21 protein-coding genes are annotated in these 20,833 nt (G+C 72.9%); 5 read left to right on the top strand and 16 right to left on the bottom strand.

The genetic code is table 11. The annotated features are described in order from the left end of the window. Nucleotides 1-26: 26 nt before the first annotated feature. Together R4Z62_RS20395 and R4Z62_RS20390 are read right to left on the bottom strand one after the other, a co-directional pair. Nucleotides 27-548 (bottom strand): hypothetical protein, encoded by a 522-nt coding sequence (locus R4Z62_RS20395; RefSeq protein WP_237305539.1) that lies wholly within the window; start codon nucleotides 546-548, stop codon nucleotides 27-29. 214 nt (nucleotides 549-762) lie between these two features. Next, nucleotides 763-1,605, bottom strand: a complete 843-nt coding sequence (locus R4Z62_RS20390) for a MurR/RpiR family transcriptional regulator (RefSeq protein WP_064533489.1) — start codon at nucleotides 1,603-1,605, stop codon at nucleotides 763-765. 361 nt (nucleotides 1,606-1,966) lie between these two features. On the opposite strand from R4Z62_RS20390, the gene R4Z62_RS20385 reads away from it, so the two are divergent. Further along, the gene (locus R4Z62_RS20385) at nucleotides 1,967-2,386 is read left to right on the top strand and encodes a hypothetical protein (protein ID WP_385504214.1); all 420 of its coding nucleotides are present in this window, start codon (nucleotides 1,967-1,969) and stop codon (nucleotides 2,384-2,386) included. A gap of 427 nt (nucleotides 2,387-2,813) precedes the next feature. Here R4Z62_RS20385 and R4Z62_RS20380 read toward each other — a convergent pair whose 3' ends face one another. Further along, complete coding sequence (locus R4Z62_RS20380) at nucleotides 2,814-4,205, bottom strand: cystathionine beta-synthase (RefSeq protein ID WP_064533494.1); 1,392 nt, start codon at nucleotides 4,203-4,205, stop codon at nucleotides 2,814-2,816. 155 nt (nucleotides 4,206-4,360) lie between these two features. On the opposite strand from R4Z62_RS20380, the gene R4Z62_RS20375 reads away from it, so the two are divergent. The 3 genes from R4Z62_RS20375 to R4Z62_RS20365 all read left to right on the top strand — a co-directional run bounded on the left by R4Z62_RS20375 (nucleotide 4,361) and on the right by R4Z62_RS20365 (nucleotide 7,906). Next, nucleotides 4,361-5,386 (top strand): SGNH/GDSL hydrolase family protein, encoded by a 1,026-nt coding sequence (locus tag R4Z62_RS20375; RefSeq protein ID WP_382846747.1) that lies wholly within the window; start codon nucleotides 4,361-4,363, stop codon nucleotides 5,384-5,386. Nucleotides 5,387-5,543: 157 nt separating this feature from the next. Beyond that, a complete protein-coding gene (locus R4Z62_RS20370) occupies nucleotides 5,544-6,764 on the top strand; it encodes an acetyl-CoA C-acetyltransferase (RefSeq protein ID WP_382846746.1) in 1,221 nt (406 codons plus the stop codon). A gap of 323 nt (nucleotides 6,765-7,087) precedes the next feature. Further along, nucleotides 7,088-7,906, top strand: coding sequence for a hypothetical protein (locus tag R4Z62_RS20365; RefSeq protein ID WP_173860966.1), 819 nt, complete (start codon nucleotides 7,088-7,090; stop codon nucleotides 7,904-7,906). Between the two features lie 96 nt (nucleotides 7,907-8,002). Here R4Z62_RS20365 and R4Z62_RS20360 read toward each other — a convergent pair whose 3' ends face one another. Then, complete coding sequence (locus R4Z62_RS20360) at nucleotides 8,003-8,314, bottom strand: hypothetical protein (RefSeq protein WP_173860836.1); 312 nt, start codon at nucleotides 8,312-8,314, stop codon at nucleotides 8,003-8,005. Nucleotides 8,315-8,411: 97 nt separating this feature from the next. Here R4Z62_RS20360 and R4Z62_RS20355 point away from each other — a divergent pair, with 97 nt between their 5' ends. Beyond that, a complete protein-coding gene (locus tag R4Z62_RS20355; RefSeq protein ID WP_018566949.1) occupies nucleotides 8,412-8,639 on the top strand; it encodes a DUF4287 domain-containing protein in 228 nt (75 codons plus the stop codon). A 140-nt stretch (nucleotides 8,640-8,779) separates the two neighbouring features. On the opposite strand, the gene R4Z62_RS20350 is transcribed toward R4Z62_RS20355, so the two are convergent. The 12 genes from R4Z62_RS20350 to R4Z62_RS20295 form a co-directional block, all read right to left on the bottom strand. After that, nucleotides 8,780-9,706 (bottom strand): Bax inhibitor-1/YccA family protein, encoded by a 927-nt coding sequence (locus R4Z62_RS20350; protein WP_064533503.1) that lies wholly within the window; start codon nucleotides 9,704-9,706, stop codon nucleotides 8,780-8,782. Nucleotides 9,707-9,932: 226 nt separating this feature from the next. Beyond that, nucleotides 9,933-11,108, bottom strand: a complete 1,176-nt coding sequence (locus R4Z62_RS20345; RefSeq protein ID WP_491520547.1) for a 4-hydroxybenzoate 3-monooxygenase — start codon at nucleotides 11,106-11,108, stop codon at nucleotides 9,933-9,935. A 193-nt stretch (nucleotides 11,109-11,301) separates the two neighbouring features. After that, on the bottom strand, nucleotides 11,302-12,480 hold the full coding sequence (locus R4Z62_RS20340; RefSeq protein ID WP_491520546.1) for an RCC1 domain-containing protein: 1,179 nt from the start codon (nucleotides 12,478-12,480) through the stop codon (nucleotides 11,302-11,304). A 1,229-nt stretch (nucleotides 12,481-13,709) separates the two neighbouring features. Beyond that, a complete protein-coding gene (locus R4Z62_RS20335) occupies nucleotides 13,710-14,249 on the bottom strand; it encodes a MazG-like family protein (RefSeq protein ID WP_491520545.1) in 540 nt (179 codons plus the stop codon). Nucleotides 14,250-14,273: 24 nt separating this feature from the next. After that, the gene (locus R4Z62_RS20330) at nucleotides 14,274-15,095 is read right to left on the bottom strand and encodes an endonuclease/exonuclease/phosphatase family protein (RefSeq protein ID WP_491520544.1); all 822 of its coding nucleotides are present in this window, start codon (nucleotides 15,093-15,095) and stop codon (nucleotides 14,274-14,276) included. Then, nucleotides 15,092-15,709, bottom strand: a complete 618-nt coding sequence (gene tmk, locus R4Z62_RS20325; protein WP_491520543.1) for a dTMP kinase — start codon at nucleotides 15,707-15,709, stop codon at nucleotides 15,092-15,094. Before tmk ends, R4Z62_RS20330 begins: the two co-directional genes overlap by 4 nt. Next, on the bottom strand, nucleotides 15,706-16,815 hold the full coding sequence (locus R4Z62_RS20320) for a radical SAM/SPASM domain-containing protein (protein WP_491520542.1): 1,110 nt from the start codon (nucleotides 16,813-16,815) through the stop codon (nucleotides 15,706-15,708). Before R4Z62_RS20320 ends, tmk begins: the two co-directional genes overlap by 4 nt. Before the next feature lie 260 nt (nucleotides 16,816-17,075). Further along, nucleotides 17,076-17,498 (bottom strand): DUF6302 family protein, encoded by a 423-nt coding sequence (locus R4Z62_RS20315; protein WP_491520541.1) that lies wholly within the window; start codon nucleotides 17,496-17,498, stop codon nucleotides 17,076-17,078. 172 nt (nucleotides 17,499-17,670) lie between these two features. Beyond that, entirely contained in the window at nucleotides 17,671-18,384 is a 714-nt protein-coding gene (locus R4Z62_RS20310) for a hypothetical protein (RefSeq protein ID WP_491520540.1), read from the bottom strand. Further along, nucleotides 18,381-18,785 carry a hypothetical protein gene (locus R4Z62_RS20305; RefSeq protein ID WP_491520539.1) on the bottom strand — a complete coding sequence of 135 codons (405 nt, stop codon included), beginning with the start codon at nucleotides 18,783-18,785 and terminating at the stop codon, nucleotides 18,381-18,383. Before R4Z62_RS20305 ends, R4Z62_RS20310 begins: the two co-directional genes overlap by 4 nt. A gap of 140 nt (nucleotides 18,786-18,925) precedes the next feature. Further along, the gene (locus R4Z62_RS20300) at nucleotides 18,926-19,699 is read right to left on the bottom strand and encodes a hypothetical protein (RefSeq protein ID WP_491520538.1); all 774 of its coding nucleotides are present in this window, start codon (nucleotides 19,697-19,699) and stop codon (nucleotides 18,926-18,928) included. Nucleotides 19,700-19,855: 156 nt separating this feature from the next. Next, a complete protein-coding gene (locus tag R4Z62_RS20295; RefSeq protein ID WP_491520537.1) occupies nucleotides 19,856-20,722 on the bottom strand; it encodes a hypothetical protein in 867 nt (288 codons plus the stop codon). Nucleotides 20,723-20,833: the final 111 nt, after the last annotated feature.

The following is a 20,833-nucleotide window of genomic DNA, read 5'->3' as shown; positions in this document are numbered from 1 at the left end:
CCGCCCCGGCGGGCGGTGACGGCGGATCAGACGAGCGCGGCGGTGCGGCGGCGGGCCCCTCCGGGGGCCGCGTCGCCCGCCGCGATGCCCGTACCGCGGTACGCCTTGACCGCCTTGCCCGCCGGACTCCCGCCGCGCGGGCCGAGCCAGTCCACCCGCACCCACAGCAGCACGTCCCCGGACCGCTCCAGCCGCCCGAGCCAGGCGGCCTTGAGCCGCAGCCCCGCCCCGGCGCCCGCCAGGAGCATGCCGCCCGCCGCCGGCAGGGCGAAGGAGCAGCCGAGCGCGGCCGCGAACGCCGCCAGCAGCCACCAGCGGTGCCCGCGGCGCCAGGCGCGGGCGCTGACCGCCCGGTCCTGGAGCACGTCGTGCCGTCCGGCGCGGGCGGCCGAGCGGGCGAGGCCGGTGTAGCGGCGGCGCCGGACGCAGGCGACGACGGCCGCGGCCACCAGGAACAGCGCGGCGCCCGCGAGGACGCCGATCCGCCGCCCGGTCAGCCCCGGCACCAGCACTCCCGCTCCCGCCGCGACCACCCCGAGCCACCACATCGGCGCCGCCCCGGCCCGTACGACGACGGCCACCCGGGCCAGTCCCCTGCCTCCGCGGTTGCCCCCACGGTTGCCTCCACGGTCCTCGCGCGTTCCGCGTGCCACGTGCTGCCTCCTCCGCTTCCCGGCACACTGCTGTCCGTCCGGGCGGGAGGCTAGCGAGCGTTCGTGAGACGAGTCTGAGAGCGCGTCCGAGTGCCGTCCGGCCCTCGGATCAGTCCTCGAAGAGGCCGCGCGCCGCCGCCTTCGCGTCGAACTCCTCCAGGCGTGCCTGCGCGTCGGGCAGGTCGTCGCACATGGCCTCCAGGAGCACCCGGCCCAGCAGCATCGGCGCACAGGCGGTGTCGAAGGCGAGCCCGGTGCCGACGGCGGCGGGCAGCAGCAGGTCGCTGTGGCGGGCGACCGGGGCGAACGCCGAGTCGGCGACGGTGACGACGGCCAGCCCGGCCTCCTTGGCGTGGGCGAGGGTGTCCACCACCTCCCGCGGATGGCGCGGCAGCGCGAAGCACAGCAGCGCCGACGCCCCGGCCCGTACGGCGCCGTCGATACGGTCCTCGATCATCGATCCGCCCTCGTGGAGCAGCCGTACGTCCGGGTGCACCTTGGCCGCGAAGTACGCGAAGCCGTACGCCTGGGAGGCCGCGGCGCGCAGGCCGAGGACGGGCAGCGGGCGCGAGGCGGCGAGCAGGCGCCCGGCCTCCCGCACCGGGCCCGGATCGGCCAGCGCCTCGGCCAGGTGCCGCAGGTTCTCGATCTCCGCCTCGACGGCCTGCTGGTACTCGTTGGCCGACTCCGCGCGCGCCACCGGCTCGGCGGGCGCGACCTCGCGCAGATGGCGGCGCAGCGCCGGGTAGCCGTCGAAGCCGAGGGCGACCGCGAAGCGGGTGACCGACGGCTGGCTGACCCCGGCCAGTTCGGCCAGCTCGACGCTGGACAGGAACGGCACGTCGGCGGCGCGCCGCACCATGCTGTGCGCGATGCGCCGCTGGGTCGGTGTCAGCCGGTGCCCTTCGAAGAGCGCCTGCAACCGCGCGGCAGGACTCTCGGTCACGCTCATGACGTGCTCCCCCTCCAGAAGTCGTCGACGCCCCGGGAGAGTACTCCCCGACCAGTTCCTATTCAGACACCAAGAACTCTGCATGACCCCATACAGACGAGGCAAGGGAACCGCCAAGTGTCGCCCTATCGGCACGGAACGCGACCGTCGGCGTGCTAATCGTGACCGTACGCGGTGCACGCGACCCCTGTGCCCGCGCTCCGGCCCCCACCCGGGGCCGAGGTGACGGCCGCCGCCGTCGGTGCGCCCGCCGCAGCCGCAGTCCGGGTGGCACCGGCGGCGGACGGCCCCCGGACGGGGCGGGGGGTTAGCACCAGTGCGGGCGGGCGGGCGGCTCTCTAGCCTGGTGCGCATGAGCGGAATGGACGCGCGGGACACCGACCTCAAGAAGGAACTCGACGCCACCTTGCAGGCTCGCAGGGAGCTGGGTTCGGAGTACGAGTCGGAGCTGGTCGACTCGTTCCTGGAGAAGGTCGACCAGCGCATCGACGGCGCCGTCGAGCGGCGGATGCGGCGCCATGTGGCCGAGCAGCAGATGGCGGCGACCCGCGGCGCCCGCTCGCCCCGGCCCACGGACTCCTTCGGCGAGCGGTTCGGCTTCGGGATCGTCTCGCTGGTGCTGGCCGTGCCGCTCTCCGCGATCGGCGGCGGGCTCGCCCATCTGCCCGGCCTGATCGCCGCCTGGGCCGGGATCGTCGGCGTCAACGCCGTGCAGGCGGCCCGGACCAATCCGGACCTGTTCCGGCGGCGCCGGCCCTCCTCGGACGACTGGAACGACTGACCGGCCGACCGGCCGGGACCCCTGAGCGAGGGGAGCCCTCGGCAGGCGCCGTACGGGGCACGCCGTACGGCGCGAGAGGTGTGCGCGGGGACCGCCGCACCCCCAGCACTGGGGGGCGGGACGACGGCGGTCCCCGCGAGGGACGCGGGCCGGGTCAGGCCGGGCCCCGCGTCCTGGGCGTCCATGGAGGTCCGGGAGCCGCTCCGGTTGTCCTTGACGCCGCTCGGTCGCCGGCCAGGAGGAGAGGTCCGGGGCGTGAATCCCGGGGGGCTCCGCCTCCCTGCCGACGACCATCACTGTGGCGGACGCGTGTTAAGCGGGTGCTGCGGGCACGTGACACGCGCGTACCACTTGTACGACAGGTGCTCGGCCGCAGGTCACCGCGTGTTCCCGCAGCGCGCGGCGGACACCGGGCGGCGGCCGGGCGCTACTGCTTGCCGCCCTTGGCCAGGAAGGCGAGCAGGTCCTGCCGGCTGACCACACCGGTCGGCTTGCCCTCCACCAGCACGATGGCCGCGTCGGCGGTGCCGAGCACGGTCATGAGGTCGGCCACCGGCTCACCGGAGCCGACCTGCGGCAGCGGGGCGCACAGGTGCTTCTCCAGCGGGTCCTCCAGCGAGGCCCGCTGGGTGAACAGCGCGTCCAGCAGCTCCCGTTCGACCACGGAGCCGACCACCTCGGCGGCCATGACGTCGGGGTGGCCCGCGCCCGGCTTCACGACGGGCATCTGCGAGACGCCGTACTCGCGCAGCACCTCGATGGCCTGGCCGACGGTCTCGTCCGGGTGCATGTGGACCAGCGAGGGGATGGTGCCGCCCGCCTTGTCCTCCAGCACGTCGCCGACGCGGGCGCTGGGGCCCTCGTCCTCCAGGAAGCCGTAGTCGGCCATCCACTCGTCGTTGAAGATCTTCGAGAGGTACCCGCGCCCGCTGTCCGGCAGCAGCACCACGACGACGTCGTCCGGGCCGAGCCGCTCGGCCACCTCCAGGGCCGCGACGACCGCCATGCCGCAGGAGCCGCCGACCAGCAGGCCCTCCTCCTTGGCGAGGCGGCGGGTCATCTGGAAGGAGTCCTTGTCGGAGACGGCGACGATCTCGTCGGCGACGTCCCGGTCGTAGGCGGTGGGCCAGAAGTCCTCGCCGACGCCCTCGACCAGGTACGGCCGCCCGGAGCCGCCGGAGTAGACCGAGCCCTCGGGGTCGGCGCCGACGACCTTGACCCGGCCGTCGCTGGCGTCCTTCAGATAGCGGCCGGTACCGGAGATGGTGCCGCCGGTGCCGACGCCCGCCACGAAGTGGGTGATCCGGCCCTCGGTCTGCTCCCACAGCTCGGGGCCGGTGGAGTGATAGTGCGAGAGCGGGTTGTTGGGGTTGGAGTACTGGTCGGGCTTCCAGGCGCCGGGGGTCTCACGCACGAGGCGGTCGGAGACGTTGTAGTAGGAGTCCGGGTGCTCCGGTGCCACGGCGGTCGGGCACACCACGACCTCCGCGCCGTACGCGCGCAGCACGTTGATCTTGTCGGTGGAGACCTTGTCCGGGCAGACGAAGATGCACTTGTAGCCCTTCTGCTGGGCCACGATCGCCAGGCCGACCCCGGTGTTCCCGCTGGTCGGCTCGACGATGGTGCCGCCGGGCCGCAGTTCGCCGCTCCGCTCGGCGGCCTCGATCATGCGCAGCGCGATGCGGTCCTTCACCGAGCCGCCCGGGTTGAAGTACTCGACCTTGGCCAGGACGGTCGCCTTGATGCCCTTGGTGACGCTGTTGAGCCGTACCAGCGGGGTGTTGCCGACGAGGCTGATCATCGAGTCGTGGAATTGCACCGTTGTCTCCGGTCGCTGCACAGATGGGTCGGGATGTGCCGCCAGCCTAAGGCCCGGGGACCGCCCGCGACGGGTGTTCACTCCCCGTCGCGATTGGACGACGGTCGGTACGGGGCAAGGACTGGGTGGACGGCTATGCGGGAGGTGGCGGCGGCATGACGAGCATGTCGAGGGCGCGGGTGGCCCGGCGGATCGCGGCCGGCGCGGCGTACGGCGGCGGGGGGCTCGGGCTGGCCGGCGCCGCCGCGCTCGGGCTGCTGGTGGCCGAGGCGCAGCTGGCCAGACGCCAGGTGGCGGGCGGAACGGACCACCATGTACCGGCCGCGGCCGGGCTGTACGGCAGGGAGTACGAGGCGCCCGGCCAGGAGCCGCTGCTGCTGGCCATGGCCGGGGACTCCACGGCGGCGGGGCAGGGCGTGCACCGGGCGGGCCAGACGCCGGGCGCGCTGCTGGCGTCCGGACTCGCCGCGGTCGCCGAGCGTCCGGTGCGGCTGCGCAACGTGGCGGTGCCCGGCGCCCGTTCGGACGATCTGGACCGGCAGGTGGCGCTGGTGCTGGCCGAGCCCGACCAGGCCCCCGACATCTGCGTGATCATGATCGGCGCCAACGACGTGACCCACCGGATGCCGCCGACGCGCTCGGTGCGCCATCTGTCGGCGGCGGTGCGGCTGCTGCGGACGGCCGGTGCCGAGGTGGTGGTGGGCACCTGCCCCGACCTGGGCACGATCGAGCCGGTGCAGCAGCCGCTGCGGTGGCTGGCCCGCCGCGCCTCCCGGCAGCTCGCGGCGGCGCAGACGATCGGGGTGGTGGAGCAGGGGGGCCGCACGGTGTCCCTGGGCGATCTGCTGGGGCCGGAGTTCGCGGCCAACCCGCGCGAGCTGTTCGGTCCCGACAACTACCACCCGTCCGCCGAGGGGTACGCCACGGCGGCGATGGCGGTGCTGCCGACGGTGTGCGCGGCGCTGGGCCTGTGGCCGGCGGAGGAGGAACGGCCGGACGTGTCGCGGCGCGAGGGGTTCCTGCCGGTGGCGCGGGCGGCGGCGGAGGCGGCGTCCGAGGCGGGTACGGAGGTGACGGCGGCGATGCCGACCGGGCCGCGCGGCCCGTGGGCGCTGCTCAAGCGGCGCCGCAGGCGGCGGGTGCCCGAGCCGCAGCCGGACCAGATCACCCCCTCGCCCTGACACCGCCCGCGGCGGCCCGGCGGCGGCCCGTCCCGGCGGGCCAAGCAAGCGCTTAGAAAACTGCGGCCAGGGTCACACCGCGATCCCCGTGACCCGGGCCATACGGACCGGTAACTTCCCATCCAGCCCTGCCCGCCCTCCCCCTCGTGGAGCCGTGATGCCCGAAGCCGTCATCGTCTCGACCGCCCGCTCCCCCATCGGCCGCGCCGGCAAGGGGTCCCTCAAGGACCTGCGCCCCGACGACCTGACCGCGACGATCGTCCAGGCGGCACTGGCCAAGATCCCCGAGCTGGACCCGCGGGACATCGACGACCTGATGCTCGGCTGCGGACTCCCGGGCGGCGAGCAGGGCCACAACCTCGGCCGGATCGTCGCCGTGCAGATGGGCATGGACCACCTGCCGGGCTGCACGATCACCCGCTACTGCTCCTCCTCGCTGCAGACCTCCCGGATGGCGCTGCACGCCATCAAGGCGGGCGAGGGCGACGTCTTCGTCTCGGCCGGTGTCGAGATGGTCTCCCGCTTCGGCAAGGGCAGCTCCGACGGCCTGCCGGACACGCACAACCCGCTCTTCGCCGAGGCCGAGGCCCGTACCGCCGCCGTGGCGGAGTCCGAGGGCTCCACCTGGCACGACCCGCGCGAGGACGGCCTGCTCCCGGACGCCTACATCGCGATGGGCCAGACCGCCGAGAACCTGGCCCGCGCCAAGGGCGTCACCCGCCAGGACATGGACGAGTTCGGCGTGCGCTCGCAGAACCTCGCCGAGGAGGCCATCAAGAACGGCTTCTGGGCGCGGGAGATCACGCCGGTGACGCTGCCCGACGGCACCGTGGTCAGCAAGGACGACGGCCCGCGCGCCGGGGTCACCATGGAGGGCGTGTCCGGCCTCAAGCCGGTCTTCCGCCCCGACGGCCTGGTCACCGCGGGCAACTGCTGCCCGCTCAACGACGGCGCCGCCGCGCTGGTCATCATGTCCGACACCAAGGCCCGCGAGCTGGGCCTGACCCCGCTCGCCCGGATCGTCTCCACCGGGGTGTCCGCCCTGTCCCCGGAGATCATGGGCCTCGGTCCGGTGGAGGCGAGCAAGCAGGCGCTGAGCCGGGCCGGCCTCACCGTCGGCGACATCGACCTGGTGGAGATCAACGAGGCGTTCGCCGCCCAGGTGATCCCCTCCTACCGCGACCTCGGCATCGACCTGGACCGGCTGAACGTCAACGGCGGCGCCATCGCGGTCGGCCACCCCTTCGGCATGACCGGCGCGCGCATCACCGGCACGCTGATCAACTCGCTCCAGTTCCACGACAAGCAGTTCGGCCTGGAGACGATGTGCGTGGGCGGCGGCCAGGGCATGGCGATGGTCGTCGAACGCCTCAGCTGACCCTCGCGCCCCGCGCGCCCCACCAGTTGAGGCACCGTCAGTGCCCGGCACGGCACCCAGCGTGAACGAGCGGCCCGGAATCCGGAAAACCCCTGGATTCCGGGCCGTTCTGTGATCCAATCTCCCCCAGAGTGTGACCTATCTCCCTCGGGGAGGAGATCTCCGCAGGTCAGCGATAGCCCCACAGGGGGCGCAAGCGCCTCTCACGCCACATTCCTGTCCGTTTCGTGACGTTACGCACTGACAGCTTGATAGTCCACCCTTCAAGCTGATGTAGGAAGTCGGGGGTCGACCTTGAACCCGGGAGTACGTCAGTGAGCGCCATGCCCATCGCCCTGCTGCTCACCACGGCCGCCACCGGCGCCGTGGGCGTCGCCGTCCTGCGCACCCTCTTCGCCCTGCGCCGCCAGGTCACGGCTCTGGAGCGGCAGCTCGCCGAGAACCACGCCGCCACCGCGCGCGCCCTGCTGCCCGCCGCCCGCGGCCACGCGGACGCCGAGCAGATACGCACCGCCGTCGTGCAGGCACTGGCCGAGGAGCGGGAGCGCGAACTGGCCGAGGCGCGCGCCTTCTGGGCCGCCCAGGAGGCCCGGGACGCAGCCGACACGCCCTCCCTGCTCGGACTGCCCGACAGCGAACTGTTCCTGCCGCGCCAGGCCGATCTGGCCGGTCTCGAACACCTGGAGCCGGTGACCGAGTCCGGCGCGGAGGCCGACGAGTTCTCCGGTCTGCCCGGCAAGGACACCGCGGGCGGCGCCGCCGGCGACTCCCCCGAACTGGCCGCGGCCCGCCGCCGCCACCCCTCGCACCCGGACTTCACCCCGCACCCGTCCCCGGTCGTGGGCGACCACGAGCGCACCGTCGCCGCGCTGGAGGAACTGGCCGACGCCCGGGTGGCGCTGGCCGACGTACGGCCCGGCCCACTGGGCACCCTCGACGTGTACGTCTTCTCCGACGGCACGACCCTGTGCATGACCCCGGGCCACCGCGAGACCGCCGAACGGCTGGCCGCGGCCCTGCACGCGGGCGAGACCCCGGTGCTGCTGGGCGGTTCGGGCGTGTCCGGCGCCTACACCCTGACCTTCGCCTGCGGCGAGGAGAACGTGTACATCCTGGCGGACCGCGTCATCGCCTCGCTCTGACCCTCCGGTCCGGGCCCGCGCCCCGGCTCTTCGGTCCGGGCCCGCTCAGGCCCGTCGGCCGACCCGGCGTACAGGCCGCTTCCCGCGCGCGGGCGCTCACACGCCCGCGCGTTTCTGCGCCTCCTCCACCAGCCGTACCGCCTCCTCGACCTCGGCGTCGGTGGTGAGGACGAGCGCGAGGTCGTGTCCGGCGACGGTGATCTGGTCCGCGGCGGCGAACATCCCGGCGTCGGGCATCTCGCGCGGTTCGGCCGCGGGGTCCTCCAGCAACTGCGCCCGCCGGGACAGCTCCCGGGCCAGCCCCAGCGCCTCGGTGGCGCCCGCCCGTTGCAGCCGGCTCTGCGGCGCCGCCCTCAGACGGTCGGCGAAGTGATCCACTGCCCGGGTCAGAGATGTCGTGTCAACCACGCCGCGAGACTACGCGTCGTCCCCGGACTGTTGCCAACGCGCCGACGCTCAGGCACGGTGACGTGAAGGACCGGCTTCACAGCGTCCGGAGGCGCCGATGTCCCAAGTCTTCTCCGAAGAGACCCACCGCAACCTGCTCGCCCGCATTCCCCAGTGCACCGGCCGTGAGCTCGCCGACTGGCTGCGCACCGTCGACGAAGGGCCCGCGCTCTGCTTCGAGGAGCGGCTCAGCTGGCTCCGGCAGGAGCACAACCTCGCGTACGGGCACGCGAAGGCGATCATCCACGAGTACGACCTGCGCCGGGCCGCGCGCAGGCTGCTCTAGCCGCCGCACCGGCCGCACCGCCGCACCGGCCCCGAGATGCCGCCGCACACGCAAGGGCCCCGGCCGGAGCCGGGGCCCTTGCGTACGCGGGCGTATCGCGCGCGGTGCGATGCGGTGACCGCCGGTCGCCGCCGCTCCCGCTAGTCGTTGCTGTTGAGGATCGCGATGAGCCGCAGGAACTCCAGGTAGATCCACACCAGCGTCAGCGTGAGGCCGAAGGCGGCGAGCCATGCCTCCTCGCGCGGGGCGCCGTAGGCGACACCGTCCTCGACCTGCTTGAAGTCCAGGGCGAGGAAGCAGGCGCCGAGCAGCACGCCGACGATGCCGAAGACGATGCCCAGGCCGCCGCTGCGGAAGCCGAGGCCGTCACCGCCGCCGAACACGGCGAACAGCGTGTTGACCACCATCAGCAGCACGAAACCGAGCGCGGCGGCCATCACGAAGCCGTAGAAGCGCCGGTTGACGCGGATCCAGCCCGCCTTGTAGGCGACCAGGACGGCGGCGAAGACCGCCATCGTGCCGAGCACGGCCTGCATGGCCGCGCCGCTGGCGATGCGGTTGTCGACGACGCTGGAGAACATCCCGAGGAAGACACCCTCGAAGGCGGCGTAGCTCAGGATCAGCGCGGGCGAGGCCGTGCGCTTGAAGGACTGGACGAAGCCGAGCACCATCGCGATCAGCGCGGCACCGATCCCGATGCCGTAGGAACGGCTGAGGTGCGCGTCGTCGACCGGCAGCAGCGCCCAGGCGAGGGCGGCCGTGACGACCAGCACACCGAGCGTGGACGCGGTGCGCGCGACGACGTCGTCCATCGTCATCCGGCCGGGAGCGGCCGGGGCCTGCGGCGGCGTGCCGGTCTGCACGTCCTGCTGGCCGTAGGGGTTCTGAGCGTAAGGGTTCTGCGCGTAGGGGTTGCCGCTCGGCTGGGCGTACGGATTGCCCTGCGCGTACGGGTTGCCCTGCGTGCCGACTGCGGGGCCCCCGGCCTGCGGCGCGGTGTTGAAGCCCGCGTAGCCGTTGTCGCGGCTGAACCCCCGTCGCGAGAAGACCGGGTTTCTGCTCCTCATCTCACTCCTCCATGGCCGCACGTCGCGGCCTTGGCTCAAGAGTAATGGAAAGGCAAAGGATCGACCCTACTACCTGGGAAGGATCTTTCCCTCCTTCTGCTGCCGAACACGCTACGCGGACAGGTGATTCCCGGCCATGGCCGGGGCCTTTCCTGACCGAGCCGCGACCTGCCCGGAACCGGCCGGAGATCATCGGGCGCGCCGGCGGCCGGAAGGCCCGCGCGTGTCAGCCGACCGGGAAGCCCGTGTACGCCTCGGCGAGATCCGCCCCGGCGGACCGGCAGGTGGCGATCCGGTCGAGCCGGGCCAGGTGCAGCCGCTCCTCGAAGCCGTCGGCCTCCGGCGAGCGGTGCAGCATCGCCGTCATGTCGTAGCTGAAGCGCTCGGCCTGCCAGACGCGCCGCAGACAGGTGGCCGAGTAGGCGTCCAGCAGTTCGTCGGAGCCGGTGTCGCGCCGGTGGACCAGCGCCCGTGCGAGGGTGACGACGTCGCCGACGGCGAGGTTGAGCCCCTTGGCGCCGGTGGGCGGGACGATGTGGGCGGCGTCACCGGCCAGGAAGAGGCGGCCGTGGCGCATCGGCTCGTGGACGTAGGACCGCATCGGGGTCACCGACTTCTGCGTGATCGGCCCGCGCTCCAGGCGCCGGCCGCCGGGGGTCTCCAGGCGGCGGTCCAGCTCGTCCCAGATCCGCTCGTCCGGCCAGGCGGCCGGGTCGGTGTCCGCGGGCACCTGGAGGTAGAGGCGGGAGACGGCGGGCGAGCGCATGGACAGCAGGGCGAAGCCGCGCTCGTGGCGGGCGTAGACCAGCTCGTCGTGCGAGGGGGCGACGTCGGCGAGGACGCCGAGCCAGGCGAAGGGGTACGTCCGTTCGAGCACCTGGGAGAGCGCGGCGGGCACGGCCCTGCGCGCCACCCCCCAGAAGCCGTCGCAGCCGACGACGTGGTCGCACTCCAGCACGGACTCGCGGCCCTCGTGCCGGAACCGTACAAAGGGACGGTCGCCCTCCGCCCCCTCCACGGCCAGCGCCTCCGCCTCGAACAGCAGCGGGCCGCCGTCCTCCAGCCGGAGCGCGACGAGGTCCTTGCACACCTCCGTCTGCGCGTACACCAGCACGGACTTCCCGCCGGTCAGCGCCGGGAAGTCGACACGGTGGCGGCGCCCGGCGAACCGCAGCTCGATGCCGTCGTGCCGCAGCCCCTCCCGGTCCATCCGCTCCCCGGCCCCGGCGGCGCGCAGCACGTCCGCGGTGCCCTGCTCCAGGATCCCGGCGCGCTGGCGCTGCTCGACGTAGGCGCGGTCGCGGCTCTCCAGGACGACCGAGCCGATCCCGGCGTTGTCGAGCAGCCGGGCCAGGAGGAGACCGGCAGGACCGGCTCCGATGATGCCGACGGTGGTGCGCATCGGTCGTCCTCTCGGGTGGGCGTCGTTGCCGCGGGGCGTGTCCTCGTGCCCTCGACGGGCGCTTCTGTTCGCCTGGTGAAGCTTCCTTCACCGATGCGGGACCGAGTTTCCGCCCGCCCCGAGGCGATGTCAATGGCCCCGGGGCGGGCGCGGACGGCTCCCCCGGTGGGCGTCGGCCGTCACCGGACGGCGCTCACCCGGCGACGATCACGTGCCGGCCGGACACGTCCACGGCGGGTCCGGGCAGCGGGACGCGCACCGGCACGGCGGTGCCGCCCGGGGCGTTCGGGGCGAGGGCCAGGCCGGAGCCCCAGCCCCACAGCCCGCCCTCGGTGTCGATGGCGTACGCGGTGAACTGGTACGCGGCGATCCGGCTGATCCGGGGCAGGCCGGCCACCCGCAGCGGCCGCGCGGAGACATGGCCGGAGGTGTCGCCGTCGCCCAGTGAGCCGCTCGCGCCCCGGCCCCACGCCCACACCGCGCCGTCGCGGTCCAGGGCGTACGCCACGTTCTCCCCGCCCGCCACCTGCACCGCCCCGCGCACGACCGGCACCCGCACCGGCCGCCCGCTCTGGCCGCCGCGCGGCTCGACGCCCAGCAGCCCGTGCGCGTTGTTCCCCCAGGCGCAGACCCGGCCGTCCGCCTTCACCGCGACCACAGCCTCGCCCGCCGAGGCGACGCCGACGGCGCCGGAGACACCGCGCACGGCCGTGAGGCGGGTGCCGTCCGTGTCACCGAGCACGTCGGTCAGGTTGACGCCCCAGCCCAGGACGCGCCCGTCGCCGCGCAGGGCGAAGGAGTTGAGCAGCCCCGGGCCCATCGCGACCACGCCCTTCACGCCGGGGACCAGCCGCGGGACGCTCACCCCGTCGTGGCCGCGCCGCCGCCCGGCCTCCACCAGGAACCGGTCGGCACCCCAGCCGGCCACGCGGCCGTCGCGCAGGACGGCGTAGAACGTCGAGCCGCTGTTGTACACGGCGCGCGCCGGGCCGATCCCGGTCACCTGCCGGGGCGTCGCCTCGTACACGCGTTCGCGCGCGCCGTGCCCCAGGGAGCCTTCGACGTTGACGCCGTAGGACCAGACGGTCCCGTCCGCCCGGACGGCCACGGTGGTGTATCCGCTGTCCGCTACCGAGACGACGTCGCTCCAGCCGGGCACCGCCCGGCGGGCGGGGGTGCCCCCGGGTGCCTGGAAGTGCGGCGCCCAGGTCCACACGGTCCCGGCCCGCGCCGGTGCCGGTGCCGGGCGCGCGGCCGGTCCCCCCGGGCAGCCCGGCGCGCCGAGCACCGCGCGGTCGGCCTTGCTGCACCCGGCCAGCGCGAGGACGGCGGCACCGGCGACGAGCACACGCAGCCAGGACATGGCAGCCATGGGACGCTCCTGTCTGGATCCTGGCCCGCACGGCGCGTCCCGGGCGGACCGGGGCGACCGCTCGCCCCTGTGCCCACGGTGCCGTCCCCGGCCTGCCGGGCGGCAGCCGTACACCCGCTCATTCGCACCGGCCCGGTGCCCAGGCGGAGCTGAGCAGGTGCGCGGGGGTGCGCCGGGGCCGGTCTGAGTACGGCGACTCAGAAGCCGGGGCGGGAGCCCGTCAGCAGCCCGTCAGTGTCCGCCGCCGGTACGGTCGGCGCCGGTACGGGGGCGTTCCGGCCCGGGGCGGGTGCGGCCGAAGCGGGCCCCGAGAGCGGCCCCGATCTCTTCCGGCGTGCGGTCCTTGGTCTCCGGGACGAACCGGGCCACGAACAGCAGGCCGAGGAAGCAGATGACGGCGAAGACGAGGAAGGTCTCGCCCTACCCGATGACGGCGACCAGCGGCAGGAACGCCTGGCTGACGACCCGGACGCGTTCCCGCCCGGCGGACGGTCCCGGGGCGGGTGCGGGCCGGGTCCCGGTTCTTTCTGATATATGTGATTGGCATATGCACGCGCCGTGTGCACGCCAAAGGCGGCCCGGAGGGGCCGGTGACACGTGTGAGGGACAGCACCGACCGGTCGTTCCACCGTGTCGACGCCGCTGCTGCGGTGGTGTCCGGAACCGGACTTGAACCCGTATGAGTGACCTCGCCGACCTGCGACGACGCCGCGACCTGCGGATTCGATCCCGCCTGAGCGCGCCTCGGTGCACCTGAGACCACCTGAGCGACCCCTCGGTGCACCCATGAGCGCACCCTCGGGCGCGCGCCGCTTTGGCGCCTCAGCCCCCTGAGACAAGAAGGTGGGCCCGACAGCCACTCTGCCGGACCCACCTACGCCTGCCGCACTTGCGGAGTAAGGACGGGCGCCGCCTCGCCGCCCGCACGGGCTGACGGCGAGATGGGGAACTCCCACCCGTCGATCATCTCTGACGCCCAGACCGATGGTGCGCGTAGGCAACGAATTGCACGCCATCGACTGCTAAATACGACTATTGCATACAACAAATGTCGGAGGTTGTACATCACTATGGGGATACCGAGCTGTCAGCCTGCCGGTGATCGTGCTGCGCGCGCGGGCGGCGTGCATCGCGTCGAACACCGCTGCGTACTGGCGGCGGTCCGCCGCCCGATGGGCCCGGTCTCCTCTCTCTACGGAGACCTGGCTCATCGACTTGTCCCTGCGGGATCAGGGGCCTTCCGGCTGGTCGTAGTCGCGTGCCCCGAGGAGCATCATCCCGCCGTGCAGGGTCGACACGCAGACCTCTTTCACCACTCCCAGGTGCCCCTCCTCCATCGCCACCACGGGCAGCTCACCCGTCTCGGGGGAGTCCGTGAAACGCGCTTCGAGCTGGGTCACGAGTTCGCGCGCGGTCAGCCCCTTGACGGCGGTCCCGGAGTCGATCTGCCCAGCCGGGAGGACACGGTCCACCAGCGCGTTCAGGCGGTCCCTGAACACCTGGTTGGCGTCCGGCGTGATCGTGGCCAGGGCCACCATGGAGGTGACGATGACGTCGACCAGCTCCTTCTGGACGTCGTCCCAGTCGTGCGAGTGGCCCTTCCGCGGGTTGGACCCCAGCGCGCCGTGCAGCGCCTCCGAGACCTCTCCCAGCTCCTCGCCGATCTTCAGCACGCGCAACAGCCGCACGTCCGCCGGTGCTGCTCCCGCGGCCTCGTCGTCCAGCCACTTCCGCAGTCGGCCTACCTGCTCCCAGGTGCGGTCCTGCATTCGGGGATCTCCTTGTTCGGTCGGTTAGAACAGAGGGGTGGACTCGGTGACCAGCTCCGGGGTGGTCACGTCCAGCGGGTCATACGGCTGTACGGCCATCGACACTGTCAGCGCGGAGTGGTCGGTCAGGCGGGGGAACAGGTGGTCGGCCGTGGTGCGGACCTCGTGGACGTACTCGCAGGCGCGTAGTTCGCGCGCCAGGTCGCGGGAGGCGTGCGCGTGGTCGTAGCGGTAGCCGTCGCCGGTCCGGCCGACCCATGAATACTCAGCCGCGTCCGGGTGCAGGGCCCGGAAGGCGTCCTGGTACTCGGCCTTTCCCAGCCCCTGGTAGAACTCGTACTCGAAGTGCTGGAAGAAGCGATAGCGGGGGACGTGGTCGGGCTCCAGGATGTTGAAGTCGCCCACGACCAGGCGCAGCATGCCGTCTCCGCCCGGGGGAAGGTGCGCCAGGCACTCGTCGAGGAACTTCTCCTTCCGGGCCTTCTTCGCCTCCGTGGCGTCGCGTGAGGGCACGTACAGGCCGATGACTTCCACGCGGCCCCGGTCGGTGTCGACCCACACGGACACGTACCGGTGCGGCAGGTAGGTGGCCCGGGTCCTGCCGCGCTTCACATCGAGCCGGGAGACGACCATCACGCCACGCTCCCCCTGGCCGGGCCGGGGGTAGGCCACGCTGAAGCCGGCCGCCTCGAACCGGGAGGCCAGCAGGTCGCATCCGGCGCTGTCGGCGGTCTCCGTGAGGACGAGCACCTGTTCCGGCCGGGCTGCCAGGTAGGCGAGCTGCCGTGCCGCCCGTTCCCGGCCGGGATTGTTGAGGTTGAACGTCAGTACGTCCAGCGTGCTCATGATGATCGGCCCTTCGTCGGTTCCGTGATCGCCCCGACGATCGCTCGGGCGATCTCCTCAGGGCCGTCTGTGGACGCGTCGAGCAGGAGGACGCGGACGCCGGCGGCCATCAGGAACCTAGCGGCCTCGTAGTACAGGGCGCATTCCCGCTCGGTGCCGCCCGGCTCCCGTTCGAAGCGGCTGTGCGCACCGCGGGCCTCCAGCCGCCGGGCGACGACGCCGGCGGTCGCGTTGATGATGACCGCCAGGTCCGGCATGTCGGCGTGCCGGGACAGCTCCCAGACCACATCGCGCGGTGTGCCGTCCATGACCTGGAGGACGAGGGAGGAGGGGACGTAGCGGTCGCAGACGACCACGTGACCGTGGGCGAGCGCGGGCCGGATCTCCTCCTCGACGTGCCGGTACCGGTCGGCGGCGATCAGGCAGGCCATGCTCATCCCCCGGTACTCGTCGGTCCCGTGGCGGGCGAGCTGCCCGATCGGGCTGTCGCTCGGCTCTCTGGTGGGGTGCACCTTGCGGCCCTCGGCGCGCAGCAGCTTCGCGACGGCGGCGGTCACGGTCGACTTCCCGACGCCGCCGGGCCCGTCGATGGTGATGAACCGGGGGGCGTTCACGAGACACCGACCACGGGGAGCATGCGGGACTGCTCGGGGATGACGGGGCACAGCTCGGTGTCCACGGCCCCGATCCGCTGCCCGGAGGCGACGACGGCGGCCGGGCAGCCCTTGCCGCACCCGTCGCCGAGGGGGCAGGTGCCGCAGGTGGGGTTGTCCCCGACCTTCCACCGCTCGTGGAAGTTGTAGGCGTCCAGCCGGGCGGCGATGTCGTCGTCCTCCCAGACGTTCCCGACGATGAAATCCGTGTCCGGGTGCTGGCCCACCCTGGTCCGGGCGGCGAAGACGAGGTAGGGGCAGACGGTGACCTCGCCCTTGGTGAAGACGTAGATGATGGTCCCGGCCTCGCACCCGGCCAAGGGCTTGTCCTCGTTGGGGAACCGGATGTGCACCAGCTCCAGGTCCTCGTCCGCGAACGGTACGGTGAGCTGCTGGATGTGCCGCATGTGGTCGTCCGGCCGCCTGAGCTTCTGCGCCCCGGCGGCGGCGCCGCGGCCCATCTCCCCGAGCGGGTTCATCAGTACGTACCGGGCGCCCTCCTCCTTCGCGAAGGCGCACAGCCGGGCGTACTCCTCGTCCTCGGCAAGGTTGTTCGGGGTGCACAGCAGGCCCTGGAGGATCCCGGCCCGGCCGAACCGGCGGACCGTCTCCACCGTCTCCGCGAAGCCTTCCGGCCGGCCGCGGAAGACGCCGTGCGACTCGGCGGAGAACCCGTCGAGGGACACGTTCATGTGGACCTCCAGCGCCGCTAACGCGGTGATCTGCTCATCGGTGACCATCGTCGCGTTCGTGCAGATCCCGACGCCCATACCGGCGTCACGGAACGTGGCGGCGACCTCGACCAGGTCTCCGTGCATGAACGGCTCACCGCCGGTCAGGGTGACGCGGTTGACGCGGGCCTGCGCGAGCTGCGGGACCAGACGCTCCCGGACCTGCTGGAGAGGCATGTACTGCCCGCGCTTCGTCGCGGATACGAAGCAGTGCCGACAGCTCTCGTTGCAGGGCTCGCAGATCTGGATGAGCGCTTTGCGGTGCGGGAGGTCCACCGACGTGCGGAAGTAGCACGACGTGGCCTGTGCGGACGTTATGAGCGTGCGAGCGGTCAACGGGACCTCCCAGGTAGAAGGGGCGGGTGGGTCCCGGCCGTCTGACGGCGCAGACAGACGGCCGGGACCGCCCCGGCCGGTGCATCGGCCGGGGCCCCTCCTGGCTGCGTGACCGGGCGATCCGCAGCCAGGGGCCCCGCCGACACCGGGGAACAGTTCCGGCGCCGGTGGGCGGTCCCCGGCTGCGGCCACCCGTAGAACCGGGCAGCCAGGGACCAGTCAGTGGCCCGCCCGGACCGAACCCGGGCGGGGTGAAGCAACTACAGGAGATCCGCGGCGAATTGGTCGATCGCCTGGTCGCGGTACCCGTAGAAATGGCCTTGCACGTAGTCGCCCCAGCAGCCGGGCGGCTCATCGCCCCACCTCACGGCGTGGAACTCCGCTCTCGTCGACGGCAGGACCACGCGGACGTCGGGGAAGCCGGCCATCCCGTCGAGGACATCGCGCAGGCACTGGGCAGTCCTCCGCCTGGTCATGATCAGGTAGCCGCCGCGCCGTCCGCCGGTCTCGGACACGGGCACCGCGAGGAAGCGCGTCCGGTCCACGACGAGGGCCACGGCGGCGTCCAGGATCGTGAGGTCGGCCAGCCGCTCCCGGTACCAGGACAGCTCCCACTCGTCACGGCGGCACGGCCGCCGGACCTCCACGGCCGGGCGGACCGGCCTGAGCCGGATGGCAACCAAGGTTCCTCCTGCGCGCTGACGGGCTCGGGTGTCCCGGTGACCGGCGCTCCCCAACGCGCGGCCACTGGGACGTTCTTGGACCTGCTCCAGGCCGGGCACCGCACCCGTCGCGGTGCAGTGGCGGCCCCAGAGCCAGGAGTGCCGCGCCGCCGGGACCGGCCCGGAGCAGGGGTCAGGCGGCGACGGCAAGCCGCGATATCCGCTCGAACTCGCGCTCCAGGCGGTCCCGGCCGAGGCGGGCCCACTCGGCCTCCAGGTCCGCCGCCGTCAGCGGAGTCACGCCCTGGAGTTCGACCACGGTGCTGCTGGCGATGATCCAGCGGCGGTAGGGGGATTCGAGCGGGACGGCCGCGTCGGCCTGGTGGAGGTCCAGCGTCTGCGGGTGGTAGATGGCTCCCTTCACTCCCCAGGTCGGCACGTGCTCGACCCAGGCACCGGCGAAGCTGCCCCGCAGCCGCGGGCAGAGCTGGACGGAGATCCCGGCGCACACCACATGGACCGGTGGCTTGTCCGTCCTCTCGCCCTCCGCAAGCGGTTCGCCCTCGGCCCGGTGGAGGAAGAGGTACGGGCCGCCGTAGTCGGGGTCGACCGGTCTCTTGCAGATCTGGCACCAGAGGTCGAGCATCGCCCGCCGCTGCCGGTACGGATGCACTTCCTCGGGCCGCGGGTCCCCGCGCTGTCCCTTCGGGGGCAGCGCCACGCGTTCCCACAGGGTTCCCCAGTGGTCCCGGTCGAGGCGCGTCTCGTCCGCGTAGCGCAGACGGCCCCGGACCCTGTCCCGGGCGAGCCGGACCGGGAGCGGCACCTCGCCGCTGTACCGCACGATGAACGGCATGATCCCGGCCGGGGCCGGCGGCAGCACCGAGGACACAGCGGGCTGGGTCACCTCAGCCCCCGCACGAGCAGCAGCACGCCGACGGCGGCCAGGACGGCGGCGTACGCCGCGGCGGCGCGCGCCACCCGCGGGTGCTGCTGCCGGATGACCCGCCACGCCGCCCGGCCCGTCGCGCCTTCGGCCGAGGCCCGGACGCCCAGCGCGCTGATCTTGATTCTCACGGACGTCCCGGGCGGGGGCAGTTGAGGTAAGACGTGTTCCATCGCATTCCTCGTGAGGGTGATCGGGGCGGCAGCCGGAAAGTGCTGCCGGAAGGTGGCCGGAGCATCGGGGTCCGGCCGGTGCAGCAGGAAGTGCCGCTGGGCCCGGCCTTCGATGGCGGCGAGACACGGTTCGCAGACGCAGAACGGGGCGTGCTGGCCGTCCCAGGTGACGGGCCCCAGCCACGTCACCGGCACGTCCTCCGTGTCGCAGCGCCAGCAGACACCGTCAGTCCAGCGCAGCAGCACAGCGTGCCGTCGTCACAGGACCGGGCTCGGCGAAGGCGGCATGATCAGGGCTCGGACAAGGTGCTGAGCCCACAGGTCCGCCATCACCACCTCGCTCCCGCTCCCGGCGTAGAGCGCGCACTCCGCACAGGTCTCACCATGGGGCTCAGGCACCGTGTCGTGGTGGTGGGCCACCACGCGCTTGACCAGAGCGATCCGGTCGCAGTCCAGTGCGCCCCCTCGCTCACCGCGAGCTGGAGATCCGACAGCTCATAGCTGCACCTCCGGCACTGCGCCACGAAGGAGGGCGGCGCCGGCCAGCCGTGCTCCGCCTCCCGGAGCGGAGGAAGCGGGAAGTCGTTCTCGAACGTGACCTCGTCGGACTCGGCCGTGATGTTGAGCCGGGTGACTCCGCTGTGCATGTAGCTGTAGAACGTCCTGTCGTTCTCGGCCCCCATCCACGCGTGCGGGACGACCCGGGGCTGCGCCACCGGCTCCTTCACACGGCAGCACAGGCAGACGAGGAGGTGATCCTTACCCGCCCGCTGCCGCGCCTCCTCGTGGGCCCGCGCGAACGGGCCGCCGACGGCACAGCGCACCCCGGAGCGACAGGCGTCGCAGCCCTTGACGTGCGACAGCCACTCCTCGTAGGTGTTCAGGGATTCGAGCCGGGCGAGACAGCACGCCACGCACGCGGAGAGCCCGTATTGCCTGATGCGGAGGAGTTCGACGAGCGGACTGTCCCGCGTCGACACGGAGCACCACAGGCAGCTCTTGCCCAACCGCATCGCGGGCGTCATCTCCGCGTCGGTGGTCCTTTCATGGTCGAGGAGTCGGTCGATCGACTTCTGGTCCACCAACGCCGTCTGGTCTGTCATCGGTCTTCTCCTGGGAGATCGCCTCCCGGCCGCGCGCGGCGGGAGGGACCCGCTCCGCCAGTCACGGGGGGAACCAGCGGAGCGGGAGCTTTACGGGTGGTACGGCCCTGACCCGTACGGCCGTCTGGGGCCCCGTACGCCGGGGCGGGCGGCCCGCTACGCGGACGCGTTCACAGCCCGGGGATCCTCGACCAGCGAGAGAGCGGGCCGCACGACAATGCTCAGATCGTGCAGTCGGCTCGCCAGGTCCCAGGTGGTGGCGGGCTCGCTCAGCGCCTCGTCGATGTGCCGCAGGACCACCGCGGCGGCAGCCTTCCACTCCCCGTGCATCAGGGGCGTGAGCTCGGCGAGCCGGGGCCGGAGCTGCCGTGCGTAGCCCTCAATGGTCGCCACCAACCCGGCCAGTTCCGACGAGTCGGCCGGCGGCGGCTCCCACAGCGCCCGGTGCACCGCCGCCCGGATAGCCCCCGGATCCGCCAGCGACCCGCACTCGGCCTCCGCGGGCCCGGCGGCGAGCCGACTCCGGCCGCACCGGGCCAGCGCCCAGACCATGTCCGGGTCGCACAGAGTCCCGGCCCGGGTGACGGGAACGCACCAGGCCCGGCGTCGGCCTTCCATCCGGGAGATGGCCGGGACCCCGAGGCACCAGTTCTCGTCCAGGACCTCCAGGCCGTGACGGTCGATGTACGGGGCCCACGTAGTGCCTCCGGGCACCAGGGCGTAGTACTGGTCGGAGCCCGTGTCCCGGAAGACCGGGCCGCCGGCGAGCACCTGGTAGAGGTACGCGATCACGGCCGCCTCACTGTCCGATCCGGCGGCGGCACGGACCATCGCTCCGGACACCCGGATCGCGCTGAACACCGTGCCGCACTCCAGCAGCGCAACGCCCTCGTCCAGCCACGAGTGAATGGCCTGCTCCCGGTCGACGGCGGCGGCCAAGAGCCACTGGTAGACATCGACTGCGGGGAGCATCGAAGCCGTGACGGCCGCCGTCGGCCTCGGACAGATTTCCGTGCTGCTCATCAGGCGGCCTCCGGTCCCAGCGAGTCCACCGGCACGGGGGCCGACCGCATGGTCAGCGGCTTTGAGGGGGCGGTTGGAAAAGGGAGGATCGGCCCTCGTACCTCTCCTGCC

The sequence above is a fragment of the Streptomyces sp. PL-25 genome, from assembly GCF_058344915.1.
The sequence above is the reverse complement of the archived record's forward strand: the minus strand, read 5'-3'. Positions and strand labels throughout refer to the sequence as shown.